The sequence below is a fragment of the Actinopolyspora sp. BKK2 genome (genome assembly GCF_011291845.1).
GTDB classification, from domain to species: Bacteria; Actinomycetota; Actinomycetes; order Mycobacteriales; family Pseudonocardiaceae; genus Actinopolyspora; species Actinopolyspora saharensis.
On the sequence record NZ_JAANTE010000007.1, the window covers coordinates 188,055 to 203,219 of the forward strand.

Genomic DNA, 15,165 nt, shown 5'->3' on the forward strand with positions numbered 1-15,165 from the left:
CGAGCCGGTGTCCGGTACGAACCGGGTGGGGCGGGCCGAGCAGCGGGCCAGCTGGGTACGCTGGGAGACTCACCTGCGAGAATCCGTATCAGCTCGGTCGGAACGCCGTCCTCGGTTTCCCGGGACGCGTCGACCGGAGCCCGAGTAACCAGCGACAAGCGTGGAGTGAAGGTGCCCACCGACCAGATCGAAACGATCGTGAACCTGTGCAAGCGCCGTGGCTTCGTCTACCCGAGCGGCGAGATTTACGGCGGTACCCGGTCGGCATGGGACTACGGGCCGCTCGGGGTGGAGCTCAAGGACAACATCAAGCGTCAGTGGTGGCGCAGTCTCGTCCAGGGGCGTGACGACGTCGTCGGCCTGGACTCCTCGGTGATCCTGCCGCGGCAGGTCTGGGAAGCCTCCGGCCACGTCCAGGAGTTCGTCGACCCGTTGGTCGAGTGCACGTCCTGCCACCACAGGCACCGCTCCGACCAGCTCGCCGAGGACTACGCGGCACGCACCGGCAAGGACGTCGACGAGAACGACCTCTCCGAGGTTCCCTGCCCGAACTGCGGCAATCGCGGCCAGTTCACCGAGCCGAGGATGTTCAACGGGCTGCTCAAGACCTTCCTCGGGCCGGTGGACTCGGAGGAGGGGCTGCACTACCTGCGCCCGGAGACCGCCCAAGGGATCTTCGTCAACTTCCTGAACGTGATGACCACCGCGCGGAAGAAGCCCCCGTTCGGCATCGGCCAGGTGGGCAAGTCCTTCCGCAACGAGGTGACCCCGGGCAACTTCATCTTCCGCACCCGCGAGTTCGAGCAGATGGAGATGGAGTTCTTCGTGGAGCCGGGCGAGGACGAGTCCTGGCACGAGTACTGGATCTCCCAGCGGAGCGAGTGGTACACCGATCTGGGGATCAACCCGGACAACCTGCGGCACTACGAGCACCCCAAGGAAAAGCTCTCGCACTACTCCAAGCGGACCGTGGACATCGAGTACCGGTTCGGCTTCAGCGGCAGCGAGTGGGGCGAGCTGGAGGGCATCGCCAACAGGACCGACTTCGACCTCACCACGCACTCCAACCACTCCGGCGTGGACCTGTCGTACTTCGACCAGACGAGCAACTCCCGCTACCGCCCGTACGTGATCGAGCCCGCCGCCGGGCTGGGGCGTCCGCTGATGGCCTTCCTGATCGACGCCTACCGGGAGGACGAGGCCCCGAACGCCAAGGGCGGAGTGGACAAGCGCGTCGTGCTCAAGCTGGACCGCAGGCTGGCCCCGGTCAAGGTCGCGGTGCTTCCGCTGTCCCGCAACTCCGATCTGTCGCCGAAGGCGCGCGACGTGGCTGCCACCTTGCGGCGCAACTGGAACATCGACTTCGACGACGCCGGGGCGATCGGGCGTCGGTACCGCAGGCACGACGAGATCGGGACCCCGTTCTGCGTGACCGTGGACTTCGACTCGCTGTCCGATCACGCCGTGACCGTCCGCGAGCGGGACACGATGGAGCAGGAGCGCGTGTCCATCGACAAGCTGGAGAGCTACCTGGCGGCTCGACTGGTCGGCTGCTGAACGGGTGCTCGCCGGGCGGTTCGAGGGATCTGCAAGGATGCGTGGTGTGATCGATCACCCCGATTCCACGCGGACTTCGGGCCGCCGGCGAGTGGCCTCCTGGGTACGTAGGACCTTTTTCGGTGCGCTGCTGGTCGCCGTGCTGGTGTTCGGTGGGACGGCCTTCCGGGTTTGGCAGGTCGCCCAGGTCGACCAGTGGGGCCAGGCCGACATGATCGTGGTGCTGGGGGCCGCGCAGTACAACGGGGATCCCTCCCCCGTGCTGCGCGCCCGGCTCGAGCACGCGCTGGACCTCTACCAGCAGGGGCGTGCGGATTACATCGTCACCGTGGGCGGTGGTCAGGCCGGTGACAATTACACGGAGGCCGAGGCCAGTCGCATGTGGTTGGTCGAGCAGGGGGTCTCCGCCGAGTCCGTCACGGAGCTCGAGGTGGGCAACGACACGCTGCGCAGCATCCGCGCGGTCTCCGATGTGGCGGAGCAGCGCTCGTGGGACTCGGCCATCATCGTCAGCGACCCGTGGCACTCCTGGCGCTCGCGCTCCATGGCCGAGGACCAGGGGCTCCGGACGATGGTCTCGCCCACCCGCAGCGGGCCCACCGGTGAGGTGCGCACCCACTACATCCTGCGGGAAGCGGCCGCGGTGCTTTACTACCGCCTGACCCACGCCTCGGCCGAGATCACCGGCCACGGTCTGGGCTGACCTCGCCGCGGCCGAGCGCTCCTACCAGGGCGGACCACGGTGGATACCCCTAAGCTGGGGGCGATGCCCCTGGGTGACACTCCCGGCTACACCGAGCACGACCGGCAGCGACCGATCGACGAGCCTCCGAAGGCGGCCGAGTCGACCGACGGGGTCGCCTCGTCCCGGTCGCCCTTCGCGCGCGACCGTGCCCGAGTGCTGCACTCGGCCGCGCTGCGTCGTCTCGCCGGCAAGACCCAGGTCCTCGGGCCGGAGGAGGGCGACGTCCCTCGGACGAGGCTGACTCACTCCCTGGAGGTCGCCCAGATCGGGCGCGGCATCGCGGTCGAGCTCGGAGCCGATCCCGACGTGGTCGACACGGCCGGGCTCGCTCACGACATCGGTCATCCCCCGTTCGGTCACAACGGGGAGCAGGCCCTCGCCGCGCTGGCCACCGACTGCGGTGGCTTCGAGGGCAACGCGCAGACGCTGCGGATCCTCACCCGTCTCGAGCCCAAGGCGGTCGACTCCGACGGTGTCGGGCGCGGGTTGAACCTGACCAGGGCCTGTCTGGACGCGGCGACCAAGTACCCGTGGTCGTTCCCCCGGGAGGGGGACGGGAAGTTCGGCGTCTACGAGTCGGATCTGGACGTCTTCGAGTGGCTGCGCAGCGGAGCCCCGGGCGAGCGGCGTTGTCTGGAGGCGCAGATCATGGACTGGGCCGATGACGTCGCCTACTCGGTGCACGACTTGGAGGACGGGCTGCACGGGGGGCGGATAGCACTGCGCGCCCTGCTGGACCCCGAGGAGCGCGGTGAGGTCGTGCGGATCGCGTCCAAGCGCTTCCGGCAGCGACCTCCGCTGGACACGGGGTTGTTGGAGTCCTCGGTCTCCGAGCTGCTGACCATGCCCGCCCTGCGGGACGTGCTCGACTACGACGGTTCGGCGCGGTCCCAGGTCGCGCTCAAGCGGCTGACCAGCGAGCTCGTGGGGCGGTTCGCCAGCGCCGCGGTGCGGGAGACGCGACTCGCCTTCGGTCGGGAGGGGTTGAGCAGGTACGGGGCGGATCTGGTCGTTCCCGAGGAGGTCGCGGCCGAGGTGGCTGTGCTCAAGGCGATGGCGCTGCGCTACGTGATGAGCGATTCGGAGCGACTGCGTCTTCAGCAGCGACAGCGCGGGATGCTGACCGAGCTGGTGCGCGCCCTGGTGAACGCGGCCCCGGAGTCGTTGGACCCGACGGCGCGGGCGGCGTGGTGCTCGGCCGCCGACGACGCCGCGCGGTTGCGCGCCGTGCTGGACCAGGTCGCCTCGTTCACGGACGCGCAGGCCGTGGCTTGGTATGAGCGTTGGGTAACCAAAGACACCGATTTCTTGTGACCTATGTCAGACGGGGGAGCGTTTTTCGGTTTTTGTGCGGCATTCTGACACGTAGCGTGATTTTCGCTGGTCATGATTCACCTTTTCGTGTTAGAGGAGCGGCTTTTCGCAGGCCGCGAGGAGACCCCGATGTTCGACGAAGCTAATCGGCACCACATCCAGAAGGTCGTCGTCGACGGAGAGCCCTACATCAACTCCGACGACCTCGCCGACTGGGTGAAGGACCTGCGGTGGCAGGACCCGGCCGCCGAGCAGGCGGCGGGCTACATCGCCCAGGAGCTGCGGCTGATGGGGCTGGCCGACATCGACGAGGAGTCGCTGTCCGAGAACTCGTGACCGAGTCCCGCCCGGATCGGGGCCCCGCTCCGCACGGGAGCGGGTAGGGCGGCACCGGCTCTTCGATCATCGCCTCGGGAGGGCGAACCTGGCACACTCGCCGGAGACCTGAGCGAAGCGGTTCCCGCGGCGGATCGGAGCGTTGCGACATCGTGGACGCACAACTCGAACTCCCCCTGCGCCTGCATCGGATGCTCGCGCCGGACACGGGAGAGAACTTCTGCTGGTCCCCCCACTCCGTGGTGAGCACCCTCGGGCTGCTCGCCTCCGCCGCGCGCGGCAGCACCCGCGAAGAGATGGCGCACGCCCTGCGCGCCGAGCCGGACGAGGACTTCCTCGCACGGCTGGAGGAACTGGCCGGGCGGACCGTCACTCCCACGGACGAGGTCGACTTCGCGGTGGCCAACCGGCTGTGGGCGGACGAGCGGCTTCCGCTGCGGGAGCAGTACCGGAGGCGGATCTCCCGCCTGCCGGGCAGCCAGGTGCGCACCACCGCGTTCCGCGCGGCCCCCGAGCGGGCGCGACAGGAGATCAACGCCGATGTCTCCGAGGTCACCAGGGGACTGATCCCCGAACTGGTCGAGGCGGGCACGATCGACTCGGACACGGTCGCCGCACTGGTCAACGCGCTCTACCTGAGAACTCCCTGGAACAAGGCGTTCGAGGAGCGCGACACCGCCCCGAAACCGTTCCACGGTCCCGCGGGGACCGGTTCGGTTCCCACCATGCGCGTGAACGGTCTGCTGGGTTACGCCCACCTCGAGGGGTGGCAGGTGGTGCGGTTGCAGGCGCGGGGATCGGTGGAGGCGCTCGTGCTGCTGCCCGACGCGGAACTGGCCAGGGCCGAACCCGCTCTCGACCACGCGCGGCTGCGCCGCCTGGTCGACGCCCCCGAGCCGAAGCAGGTGGAGCTGCTGCTGCCGAAGTTCGAGGTGACGGGCTCTGCCGAGCTCAACGACCCGCTCGCCGTGCTCGGAGTGCGCGAGGCGTTCACCCCGGCGGCCGACTTCACCGGGTTGACGGACGAGCCCCTCCGGATCTCCACCGCGCTGCACGAGTCAGTGCTGCGGGTGGACGAGCACGGCCTGGAGGGAGCGGCGGCCACGGCGGCGATGATGCGACTGACCTCCCTGACCGAGGAGCCGGAACCGCTCCGGGTGGAAGTGGACCGCCCGTTCTGGTTCCTGGTCCGCCACTCCGACAGCGGGGATGTCTACTTCCTGGGCAGGGTCGCTCACCCGTGAACCGGTTCGAGGGTCGGCGGGTCGGTTCGAGGGTCGGCGGGTCGGTTCGAGGATCGGCGGATCGGTTCGAGGATCGGCGGATCGGTTCGAGGATCGGCGGTGCCGGTTGCTCGGGCGGTTTCTCGGCGGAAGCTCGGGTGCTCGTTCCCGAACGGATCTTCGTCGACAGCTCTCAGAGCGGTACGCGCCGGAGCTTGTCGGGGTTGACGATGTCGTGGATCTCGGCAGCACGTCCGTCCCGCACCGCGAAGCCGACCACGCGCCGGGCCGCGGCGCGTTCGGAAGGGGTTCCCTCCGGGGACCCCGGCAGCAGCAGTCCCGGGTCGCCGTTGACGAGAACCGGACGCGTGCTCGTCAGCGCGGAGGGCGCGTACTTGCGCATCAGGCCGAGCAGGAAGCGCGCCACTCGTTCCCTGCCGCTGACCGGGCGCAGCGCGCTGCGCGCCTTGCCGTCGCTGTCGCCGTAGACGGTTGCCCGCGGGTGCAGTGCGCGGGCTACGGCCCACTGGTCCTCGTCCGAGAGCGCCGCGAGCAGTGCCCGGATCACCTCGTGCTGCTGCTGCGCCGGCACCCGCTCGGGGGGATCGGCCCGCTGGACGGTGTGCCTTGCCCGGGTCGCGTTGCGTCGCGCCGCGTCCACCGAGCACTCGAGCATCGCCGCGATCTCGTCGAAGCCGATCCCGAACACGTCGTGCAGCACCAGCGCCGTGCGGTGCTCGGGGCTGAGCTGCTGAATTAATCGGAACGCGGCCATGCGCACGTCCGCGGCGCCCGCCACCACCCCGAAGGCCCCCGGGGGTTCCGGGCTGCCGTGCTCGAGCACGATGGGCTCGGGCAGCCAGGGGCCGACGTAGTGCTTCCTGCGGACGGAGGCGGTGCGGGCCCGTTCGACGGCCAGCGCCCCCGCGGTCCGGTTCAACCAGGCCCCCAGGTCGTCGATCCCGGCGCGTTCGGCCCCGTCGAGCCCGGTCAGTCGCATCCGGGTCTCGCGCACCACGTCCTCGGAGTCCGCGATGCTCCCGGTGAGTCGGTAGGCCAACCCGATCAGCCGCGTACGTCGGTCGTCGAATTCCTTGGCCAGAACCTCTTCCGCGGATCGCACACTGCGATTGTGCCCGAACAATCCCGTTGTGCCCGGTTGAGTGCCTCGGTCGGGTGGTTTCCCGCCCACGCGCCCACAGGCGTCCTCCCGACGGGGAGCGTCGAGGTGGTCGCGGCGCACTCGAGGGGTGCCGGAGGCGAGTGGGAAATCACCGGGACCGCGTGCTCGGTCGGCGGGTGCGGGCCATCTAGACTGGTCGCGTGGCGGGACGAATCCGGGAAAGCGACATCGCCGAAGTCCGCGAACGCAACCGGATCGACGACGTGGTCGGTGAGTACGTCGCGTTGCGTCGCGCCGGTGGTGGGGCTCTGAAGGGGCTGTGCCCCTTCCACGACGAGAAGACCCCCTCGCTGAACGTGCGCCCCAACCACGGGACCTTCCACTGCTTCGGCTGCGGCGAGGGCGGGGACGTCATCGCCTTCCTGATGAAGACCGAGCACCTCGGCTTCGTCGAGTCCGTGGAGCGGTTGGCGGACCGGAGCGGTGTGCGGCTGCGCTACGAGGGCGGCGAGCCCACGAACAGTCGAGAGCCGGGCACCAGGAGCAGGCTGGTCGAGGCGAACCGGCTCGCCGCCGAGTTCTACGCCGAGCAGCTGCGCTCCAACGAGGCGCGGCAGGCGAGGGAGTTCCTGACGGCTCGTGGTTTCGACGAGGCGGCCGCGACGAAGTTCGGATGCGGTTTCGCGCCCAGCGGCTGGGACCGGCTGACCAAGCACCTGCTGAACAAGGGCTTCGAGCTGGAGGAGCTCTACAAGGCGGGGTTGTCCCGGGAGGGCAGGCGCGGGCCGATAGACCGGTTCCACCGGAGGCTGCTGTGGCCGCTCAAGGACCTCGGGGGTGATGTGGTCGGTTTCGGCGCGCGGCGCGTCTTCGACGAGGACCCGATCGAGGCGAAGTACGTCAACACCCCCGCGACGCCGATCTTCAACAAGTCCCAGGTGCTGTTCGGCGTCGATCTGGCCAAGCGCGAGATCGCCAAGCGTCACCAGGCCGTGGTGGTCGAGGGCTACACCGACGTGATGGCGATGCATCTGGCGGGCGTCCCCACCGCCGTGGCCTCCTGCGGGACCGCCTTCGGCGACGAGCACCTCGGGGTGCTGCGCAGGCTGATGATGGACGACGACACCTTCAGGGGCGAGGTCATCTACACCTTCGACGGTGACGAGGCCGGGCAGAACGCCGCGCTGAAGGCCTTCGACGGGGAGCAGCAGTTCGCCGCGCAGACCTACGTGGCGATCACCCCGGACGGAAGCGATCCCTGCGAGCTGAGGCAGCGTAAGGGGGACGGCGCCGTCCGCGACCTGGTGGCCCGGCGGCGGCCGCTGTTCGAGTTCGCCGTTCGGAGCTTGCTGGACGGCTACGACCTCGACTCGGTGGACGGAAGGGTCGCCGCCCTGCGCCGGACGATACCGCTGGTCGCGCGGATCAAGGACCACGCGAGCAGGGACGGCTACGCCGTGCAGCTCGCCCACTGGACCGGCTGGAACGACGAGAACCAGGTCGTTCGGCGGGTGCAGGAGTCGGCCGGGGAGCCGGTCGAGGACGGGCCGCGGCGCAAACGCGATCGGCGTGCCGCGGAGCAGCGGAACGACTCCGCGGAGCGGGACGCGCTCCCGGGGCGTCCCTCCAGGGATGATCCGCGCTGGTCCCAGCGGGAGGCGCTGAAGACCGCTCTGCAGGCCCCGGGATTGGCGGGACCGGTCTACGACGCCCTGCCCGAGGAGGCCTTCACCGAGCCGATCTACCGGGCGCTGCACGAGGCCCTGCTCAAGGCCGGTGGCACGCAGGCGGGACTTTCGGGCGCCGCGCTGGTGGACGCCGTCCGCGCGCAGTGCTCCGACGAGACGAGCACCCGGTTGCTGTCCCAGCTGGCGGTCGAGACGCCGGACACCAAGTCCGAGCAGGACCACCGCTACGTCAGTGGGGTGCTCGCCAGGGTGCGGGAGCGGTTGGTGGCGCGTCAGATCGACGACATCAAGTCGCGGGTGCAGCGGATCTCGCCGATCGAGGACCCCGAGGAGTACCACGCGCTGTTCGGCGATCTGGTCGCGCTGGAGCACTACCACAAGTCGCTGCTGCAACAGGCCGTGGAAGGTGTGGCATGATCTCCTGGCTCAGGCGCGCGCTCGCGCGGCTCGGCGGTGGTGTCCCGCTGCCGGAGGGGTTCGACGGTGCGCTGGACGCGGAGGAGCGGGTGCTGGCCTCGGCCGCGTCCGCGCGGGGAGCGCTGGTCGCCACGAACCGCGGTCTGTGGGTGCCGGGTGAGTCCGGGGTGCGCAGGATCGGTTGGCACCTGCTGAACAGGGCCGTCTGGCGCGACGGGGTGCTGGTGCTGACCGAGGCCGAGGAGTACCGCAGGGTCGACGGGGCGGTGTTGCTGCGTGAGCTGCCGCGGCGTCGTTTCCGGTTGGACCGGTCCGGCAGGTTGCCCGATGTGGTGCACGCGCGGGTGACCGGTTCGATCAAGTCCACCCAGTACCGCGAGCTGTCGGTGGGCGGGGCCCGCTTCGTGCGGCGCAGGGTGCCCGGTGTCGACGGCACGGTGTTGCAGGTCCGACCCGATCGGGAGACCGACGAGGACGCGCTGGCCGAGTACGCCCGCGAGGTCGCCCGTCGGTTGGAACGTGAGGAGCACGGCGTCGGATGACCCGAAAGGGCGCTTCCGGGTGAAGCACTCCCCGGATACAGTACGGATGTACTGTTTTTGTTTCGAGGAGTGATCCGCCGTGTGGGATCCGGAGACTTATCTGGCCTTCTCCGACCAGCGGGAACGTCCCGCCCGGGATCTGCTGGCCAGGATGAACCACCCGGATCCGGCGAGCGTGGTTGATCTGGGATGCGGGGCGGGCAACCTCGCCCCGCTGCTGACGCGGCGGTGGCCCGCGGCGCGCCTCGAGGCGCTGGATTCCGCGCCGGAGATGGTGCGCGCGGCGGTGGAGGCCGGCGTGCAGGCCCGAGTTCTGGATGTGCGGGACTGGTCCCCCGGGGCGGACACCGACGTGGTGGTCTGCAACGCGGTGCTGCAGTGGGTTCCCGATCATGTCGAACTGGTTCGCGGGTGGCTGGACGCGCTGCCGGTCGGGGCGGTGTTCGGGATGCAGCTGCCCGGGAACTTCCGTGCGCCCGCGCACCGGGCCGTTTACGAGCTGGCCTCGCGGGCGGAGTGGGGCGAGGAGACGGGGGCCGCGCTCCGTGACGCGCTCCGGGATCCGGACAGGGTGCTCACCCCGCTGGAGTACGCGCGGGCCCTCTCCGGGCCGAACGTGCTGATCGACGCGTGGGAGAGCACCTACGTGCACCGCTTGCACGGTCGTGACCCGGTGCTGAACTGGCTGCGGGGCACCGCCTTGCGTCCCGTGCGCACCCTGCTGGACGAGCGGAGCTGGGAGCGCTTCCTGGAGGAGCTGGCGCCGATGCTGCGCAGTGCGTACCCGGAGGAGGCGGACGGTTCAACGTGGTTCCCGTTTCGCCGGGTGTTCGTCGTGGCCCGGCGGGCGTAGTCGGGGCTGCGCGACGTACTGACTCCGCGGCGGGAGCGCATCTGCCTGAGGTGTCCCGGCCGTGGCGCCGAGCGAGTCGTCCATCCAGGGGTGGGGCAGGGGTGACCAGGGGTTTTCCCAAAAGGGGAGGGGGGTGTTCGCGGGCTTCGGCGGGTGCGCTACAGTAGATGTTGTCAGCGCGAGGCGCTGGGGAGAGAACAAAACATTCCTCCGTAGCTCAATGGCAGAGCATTCGGCTGTTAACCGAAAGGTTGCTGGTTCGAGTCCAGCCGGAGGAGCGCAAGCCCGGGTCTGCGACCCGGGCTTTTTGCTGTTCGGGGTGGTTTTCCGCGACCGTTGTCGTGGTGTCGGACGTGGCCCTGGCGGGTGACATCCAGAAGTGATGTGCAGCGCACATCGTCCGGATTCGGCCTCCCGCCGGGCGTCTCCGGGGCGAGTCCGTCCGTCCGGGATTCGGTCCACTGTGGTGGAGCAGGGTGCGGGGCCGTGGCCCACCTCCTCCGCGGGGTGAGGTCCGGACTGCGTCCACTGCGCGGGCCGTCCGAAGTGCGCGGGCCGCCGGACCGGGGGTCGACGTGCGAAGAACGAAGCACCATAGCGGAGAGGCAACACTCCAGCTATCCCCCAATCGGGCGTATTGATGTCGGAAAGGTCAGTCTCGGGTAACGATCCGTGGTCCATTGACGATCTTGTGGGTGTAGTTGAAGTGGTGTGTGGGAAATTTGCGCAGCGCACAGCCTGATCGCGCGTTCAGGGGCCGGGTCGGCCCTGGAGTAGGCTCGTATTCGCGATCGGTTCGTTGCCGTTGAAGCACAACGCGGCTTCCGTCGTTCTTCGTCCCCGGGACGACGGAAAAGTACATGGGGATCGCAGAGATCGGGGGAGATATCATGTCCGCACCTGGTATCGACAGGAGCCCTCGGCAGTTTTCGTTGCCCGGCATCTCGTCGGTGACCGAGCTGCCCAAACCGTTGAAGGCGTTGGTCTACCTGGCCATGCTGGCTTTGCTGACAGTGGCCGGTGTCGGAGCACTGCTGGCGACGGTCGTGATCATCGGTCAGTTGACCGGTTCGTTCGACGTCGCGATGTTCATCGGCCGCTGATGAGGCGTCGGATTCGATGCCCGAGATCGACGCACCGCCGGGTGCGTCGATCTTTCTCGGGTCCGGTACCATGGAGATGACCCCGGTGCCGTGCAGCGGGCAGGACCCGATACGATCAGTTCGATCGTTCCAGGGGCGGTAGCTCAGCAGGTCAGAGCAGCGAACTCATAATTCGTCTTGTCGTGGGTTCAAGTCCCACCCGTCCCACCGAAACAGCAGGACAGCGCAGGTGTGGGGACACCGGACCAAGATCGCCCCCATGCTTTTGCCATAGGAAACCCCTCGCTCGAGCGCGCTGAGTCGGGTGCTCCGGGGCGTGGCTTGCCGCGCGAGTGTCGACGTCGAGTGAGCGGTGCGCTCCTTCACGGCCTCGGCGCCGTTCGTCGTCGGGCGTCCCCGCATCCACCCGGGGAAGCGGTGCTTGCCGTCCGACCGGGGTGCGACGTGGACGGTCGGATCACGGCTTTTTCGTGAATAGCTTTCTAAGTCTTGTTCCGCTGTGTTCCGGCTTTTCACTGTCCGAGCGACTGGTTCGAGGAGAAAAGCTTCCACGAAAGAAAAAAGGCCGGTGTCCTCGCTCCCGGGAGAACGTGGAACAGTTGATCAATGTGCTGTTCCGGAGTGCTGAGCTCGGCGGCCCAGTGGTTCGCGTCCCTCGCGGTCGAATCCGGTTCCCGCGGGTTCGTTCTCCGGGCAAGGACGCGGCGATCTCCGCGGAGATGCCGGGTGACGCACCCGTTTCCCGGGTGTGATCCACAATGCTGTATCGATTCAAAGGGGGTCGGACCCGATTCGCGGGAACGACCGCCGCCAGCGCGCCTTCCGACGGAGGGGAGGTGGTGTGCCGGCGATCAAATGGGAGCGACACCGATGCGCGATTTCGACGAGCGGGACCGGCTCGGTCAACATTGGCACGCCTACGTCGAACAGCGTGCCGGGAACGTGCCGTCCACACGTGCGGACCGACTGCGTCGGTCCCCGGACCACGTGCTGTCCAGCCCGCGTGCCGTGGCCGAATGGCTGTATCGGATGAAGCGCGTGTACCTGTCCGCCGAACCGGTGAAACTGCTCGGTGCCGATGCGGGGTGGGGGACGGTCGGTGACGACCGCCATCTCGAGCGGGATCTGTTCGAGGACGAGCTGGTGGCCTCGTACGGCGACAGCATCTATCTCTCGTTCGCCTGTGAGCACGGCCGGTTGGATCTCTGGGTTGAGGCGGTCACGGCCGAGGACTGCTCGGAGGTGCTGCACCAGGAACAGGAGTAATGCCGTCGATGTGTCCGGAATGTGGTGGCCCGATGATTCCCCCGCAGGGAGGTGAGGGCCCACCGAGATGCCCCAAGTGCGGGTGACGCGTAACCACGTGGAAGCCCCGCGGCGGCGCCCCGAACGGGGAGCCGCCGGACGGTAACCGCGGAGCAGGCAGCACGTCCGCCTTCCGCGGTTACCGGGTGGAGAGCTCCGCAGGCCCGAACCGGCCTGCTCCCGCCCCGGGAGCCGGAGCCCGGAAAGCAGTCGATCAGACCGCGGCCAGTCCCACGTAGTTCTCGGCGAGTGTCGTGGCAGCGGCCTCCGAGGAGCACAGGTAGTCGAACTGGGAGCGCTGCAACCGCCTGTCGTAGGCGGAGTCCGGCCCGTCGAAGCGGTGCGTCATCGAGGTCATCCACCAGGAGAAGTGCTGCACCCGCCACACGCGGCGCAGGCACTCCTGGGAGTAGGTGTCCAGCCCCGTGGTACTGCCGCTGTGGTAGCGATCGGTGAGCGCGCGTGCCAGCCGGTCCACATCGGCCACGGCGAGGTTGAGCCCCTTCGCACCGGTGGGCGGAACGATGTGGGCCGAGTCCCCGGCCAGGAACAGCCTGCCGTAACTCATCGGTTCGGTGACGAAGCTGCGCAGCGCCGTGATGTTCTTGTCGATCACGGGGCCTTCGCGCAGCTTCCAGCCCGGAGTTCCCAACCTGGTCTGCAACTCTTCCCAGATCCGTTCGTCCGGCCACTGCTCGATCGGATCCTGTGGATCGCACTGCAAGTACAGCCTGCTCAATTCGGAGGAGCGGAGACTGTGCAGAGCGAACCCGTTTGGATGGTTCGAATAGATCAATTCCTCGCTGGACGGTGCCACTTCGGCGAGTATTCCGAGCCAGCCGAACGGATAAACCCGTTCATAAGTGGTGCGGACCGAATCGGGAACGGTGTTCCGGCACACTCCGTGGAAACCGTCGCAACCGGCCACGTAGTCGCAGTGCAGCTCCTGCGTGCTCCCGTCGGAAGTGAATCGCACGACCGGTCGATCGGTGTCGACCCCGTCGACGGAGACGTCCGACACCTCGTAGTACACCCGGCCGCCGTCCTTCTCCCGGCGGTCGGCGAGATCCTTGACCACTTCCTGCTGGCCGTAAACGGTGATGGTACGGCCACCTGTGAGCTCGCTGAGCGGGATGCGCAGACGTTCCCCGTCGAACTGCACGTTCACCCCGTGATGCGGATGCCCCTGCTCGTCCAGGCGCTCGGCCACGTCGGCGTCCCGCAGCACGTCGACGGTGCCCTGCTCGAGGACCCCCGCCCGCACACGCTGCTGCACGTACTCGCGACTGCGGCGTTCGAGCACGACGGAATCGATTCCCTGCAGGTGCAGCAGCTGGGACAGCAGCATGCCCGCCGGTCCCGCTCCCACGATCGCGACCTGGGTGCGCATTCCATCCTCCCCTCTTCGGATGCGGCCGATTCAGCCTCTCAGTCGTGAATGCGAATTCAGCCACATTACTTCCGTCCAGCGGAAGTAGGTCAGCGATTAACCTGGAGACGTTTCGTGTTCGAAAGGAAACCTCGAGTGGTCGAATCGCCGTGCGTGCACAACTGTGCGCCGATCGGAGAATTGCCGCGCGGCCGGGCTGCCGGTATTCCGCGCGGTGCGGAGGTTTTTCAGCGGGGCGAGCGGAGGGGAGTGCCGCCGAACGGGGGCGCGAATTGTGATGTTATGTCTTTTTCGGCACCGGAGAGCGGAAAACGGAACCGGCGCCGCGTCGCTCGTGGTGGAGGGGCGCCGCGGACGAGAGGCCCCGCATCCGCCGGAGACGGTTCGGATGCGGGGCCGCGCCCGGGACTTCAGAGGGCCTTGCGCGCCAGCTCGGAGAACTGGTCGAGATAACGCAGCGTCGAGTCCCGGTCGACGGTGGGCAGGTAGAACAGCACGCGGTCCACTCCGGCGCGTGCGTACTCCTCGACGGAGGCGGCGTCGTCGCCCGCCGCGTACAACGACACCGGGACGCGCCACCCGGCCCGGTCGCGAACCCGCGCGATGCTTCCGGCCAGGTCCTCGGTTCCGGCCCGCGGCAGCCACCCGCCGCCGTACTCGGCGACGCGCTCCACCGAGCGCTCGCTCTCACCGCCGACGTAGATCGGCGGATGCGGCTGCTGCACCGGCTTCGGCCAGCAGTACGAGGCCTCGATGTCCACGTGGTCGCCGTGGAACTCGGCCACCTCCTCGGTCCACAACGACCGGATGGCCCTGATGCGCTCGTCCATGAGGGCACCGCGGTGTGCCGGTTCGGTGCCGTGGTTGCGCATCTCCTCGCGGTTCCAGCCCGCGCCTACACCGAGGATCGCCCTTCCGCCCGAAACGCGGTCCAGGCTCGCGACCTCCTTGGCGGTGATGATCGGATCCCGCTGGATCATCAGCGCGATCCCCGTTGCCACGAGCAGGTGCTTGGTGGCCACGGCCGCCGCCGTCAGGCTCACGAAGGGGTCCAGCGTCCGGTAGTAGTGCCGCGGCAGATCGGTGCCGCCGGGGTAGGGAGTCTCCCTGCTGCTGGGAATGTGCGTGTGCTCGGCCAGAAACATCGCGTCGAAGCCGCGCTGCTCGGCGGCCACGCCCAGCTCGGCCGGGTCGATTCCCTCGTCGGTGACGAACGTGGATATACCGAATTTCATGGGTGCTCGGCGCCGGAACCGGCGCCTCCCTCCTAACGAGTGTTTCGCTCTCCGGCACGTGATCGGTGCTGTCCGGGACGGAGCCCGTGGCGAAGCACGGTGGAGCTCTCCACGCGGGAGAACTCCGTGCCCACGGCCCGGGGTACCCCGCGCTGCGGTTCGTCATGCTTCGCCGGAGCCCCGTCCCGGCGGGTCGTCGCAGGTGTCCGTTCGACACCTCGACAGCTCGGCATCAGGGACAACGGTGATTCGTCCGCACTATTCTCGTACCGGGTAAGATCATGATCCCGTTCCGGGACGTCGCCGGTTCGGCCCGTCGGCGTGCCGCCGCGCC

At 68.5% G+C, this 15,165-nt stretch carries 13 protein-coding genes and 2 tRNA genes; 12 read left to right on the forward strand and 3 right to left on the reverse strand.

Features of this window, described 5'->3' with window-relative positions; all coding sequences use genetic code 11:
- Positions 1 to 171 precede the first annotated feature (171 nt).
- The 5 genes from G9Q41_RS15925 (at position 172) to G9Q41_RS15945 (ending at position 5,196) form a co-directional block, all read left to right on the forward strand.
- Positions 172 to 1,557 carry a glycine--tRNA ligase gene (locus tag G9Q41_RS15925; protein WP_092527270.1) on the forward strand — a complete coding sequence of 462 codons (1,386 nt, stop codon included), beginning with the start codon at positions 172 to 174 and terminating at the stop codon, positions 1,555 to 1,557.
- Between the two features lie 37 nt (positions 1,558 to 1,594).
- Entirely contained in the window at positions 1,595 to 2,260 is a 666-nt protein-coding gene (locus G9Q41_RS15930; RefSeq protein WP_165633187.1) for a YdcF family protein, read from the forward strand.
- A 63-nt stretch (positions 2,261 to 2,323) separates the two neighbouring features.
- Positions 2,324 to 3,616, forward strand: coding sequence for a deoxyguanosinetriphosphate triphosphohydrolase (locus G9Q41_RS15935; protein ID WP_092523240.1), 1,293 nt, complete (start codon positions 2,324 to 2,326; stop codon positions 3,614 to 3,616).
- A 129-nt stretch (positions 3,617 to 3,745) separates the two neighbouring features.
- Entirely contained in the window at positions 3,746 to 3,952 is a 207-nt protein-coding gene (locus G9Q41_RS15940) for a hypothetical protein (RefSeq protein WP_017973882.1), read from the forward strand.
- A 152-nt stretch (positions 3,953 to 4,104) separates the two neighbouring features.
- The gene (locus G9Q41_RS15945) at positions 4,105 to 5,196 is read left to right on the forward strand and encodes a serpin family protein (protein WP_165633186.1); all 1,092 of its coding nucleotides are present in this window, start codon (positions 4,105 to 4,107) and stop codon (positions 5,194 to 5,196) included.
- 172 nt (positions 5,197 to 5,368) lie between these two features.
- Here the strand turns inward: G9Q41_RS15945 and sigJ are convergent, their stop codons facing one another.
- A complete protein-coding gene (gene sigJ / locus G9Q41_RS15950) occupies positions 5,369 to 6,298 on the reverse strand; it encodes an RNA polymerase sigma factor SigJ (RefSeq protein ID WP_165633185.1) in 930 nt (309 codons plus the stop codon).
- Positions 6,299 to 6,498: 200 nt separating this feature from the next.
- On the opposite strand from sigJ, the gene dnaG reads away from it, so the two are divergent.
- The 7 genes from dnaG to G9Q41_RS15985 all read left to right on the forward strand — a co-directional run bounded on the left by dnaG (position 6,499) and on the right by G9Q41_RS15985 (position 12,167).
- Positions 6,499 to 8,403 (forward strand): DNA primase, encoded by a 1,905-nt coding sequence (gene dnaG / locus G9Q41_RS22060; protein ID WP_092523236.1) that lies wholly within the window; start codon positions 6,499 to 6,501, stop codon positions 8,401 to 8,403.
- Positions 8,400 to 8,945: a hypothetical protein gene (locus G9Q41_RS15960; RefSeq protein WP_165633184.1), complete on the forward strand. Its 546-nt coding sequence runs from the start codon at positions 8,400 to 8,402 to the stop codon at positions 8,943 to 8,945. The genes dnaG and G9Q41_RS15960 overlap by 4 nt, the downstream gene beginning before the upstream one ends.
- Positions 8,946 to 9,024: 79 nt before the next feature.
- Positions 9,025 to 9,798 carry a trans-aconitate 2-methyltransferase gene (locus G9Q41_RS15965; protein WP_165633183.1) on the forward strand — a complete coding sequence of 258 codons (774 nt, stop codon included), beginning with the start codon at positions 9,025 to 9,027 and terminating at the stop codon, positions 9,796 to 9,798.
- A gap of 206 nt (positions 9,799 to 10,004) precedes the next feature.
- A tRNA-Asn gene (locus G9Q41_RS15970) sits at positions 10,005 to 10,076 on the forward strand.
- A 612-nt stretch (positions 10,077 to 10,688) separates the two neighbouring features.
- Positions 10,689 to 10,901, forward strand: coding sequence for a hypothetical protein (locus tag G9Q41_RS15975; protein WP_092527257.1), 213 nt, complete (start codon positions 10,689 to 10,691; stop codon positions 10,899 to 10,901).
- Positions 10,902 to 11,033: 132 nt separating this feature from the next.
- A tRNA-Ile gene (locus tag G9Q41_RS15980) sits at positions 11,034 to 11,108 on the forward strand.
- Positions 11,109 to 11,771: 663 nt separating this feature from the next.
- Positions 11,772 to 12,167 carry a hypothetical protein gene (locus G9Q41_RS15985; protein WP_242687519.1) on the forward strand — a complete coding sequence of 132 codons (396 nt, stop codon included), beginning with the start codon at positions 11,772 to 11,774 and terminating at the stop codon, positions 12,165 to 12,167.
- A 253-nt stretch (positions 12,168 to 12,420) separates the two neighbouring features.
- Here G9Q41_RS15985 and pobA read toward each other — a convergent pair whose 3' ends face one another.
- Both pobA and G9Q41_RS15995 read right to left on the reverse strand, forming a co-directional pair.
- Positions 12,421 to 13,596 carry a 4-hydroxybenzoate 3-monooxygenase gene (gene pobA / locus G9Q41_RS15990; protein ID WP_092523227.1) on the reverse strand — a complete coding sequence of 392 codons (1,176 nt, stop codon included), beginning with the start codon at positions 13,594 to 13,596 and terminating at the stop codon, positions 12,421 to 12,423.
- A gap of 410 nt (positions 13,597 to 14,006) precedes the next feature.
- Entirely contained in the window at positions 14,007 to 14,831 is an 825-nt protein-coding gene (locus tag G9Q41_RS15995) for an LLM class F420-dependent oxidoreductase (protein ID WP_165633182.1), read from the reverse strand.
- Between the last annotated feature and the right edge of the window lie 334 nt (positions 14,832 to 15,165).

What these genes read in the sequence shown, in the direction of transcription:
- G9Q41_RS15975 (WP_092527257.1), top strand. Translation starts at nt 10,689, where the DNA reads ATGTCCGCACCTGGTATCGACAGGAGCCCTCGGCAGTTTTCGTTGCCC.
- G9Q41_RS15995 (WP_165633182.1), bottom strand. Translation starts at nt 14,831, where the DNA reads ATGAAATTCGGTATATCCACGTTCGTCACCGACGAGGGAATCGACCCG.
- G9Q41_RS15935 (WP_092523240.1), top strand. Translation starts at nt 2,324, where the DNA reads ATGCCCCTGGGTGACACTCCCGGCTACACCGAGCACGACCGGCAGCGA.
- G9Q41_RS15940 (WP_017973882.1), top strand. Translation starts at nt 3,746, where the DNA reads ATGTTCGACGAAGCTAATCGGCACCACATCCAGAAGGTCGTCGTCGAC.
- pobA (WP_092523227.1), bottom strand. Translation starts at nt 13,596, where the DNA reads ATGCGCACCCAGGTCGCGATCGTGGGAGCGGGACCGGCGGGCATGCTG.
- G9Q41_RS15960 (WP_165633184.1), top strand. Translation starts at nt 8,400, where the DNA reads ATGATCTCCTGGCTCAGGCGCGCGCTCGCGCGGCTCGGCGGTGGTGTC.
- G9Q41_RS15985 (WP_242687519.1), top strand. Translation starts at nt 11,772, where the DNA reads ATGCGCGATTTCGACGAGCGGGACCGGCTCGGTCAACATTGGCACGCC.
- G9Q41_RS15930 (WP_165633187.1), top strand. Translation starts at nt 1,595, where the DNA reads ATGCGTGGTGTGATCGATCACCCCGATTCCACGCGGACTTCGGGCCGC.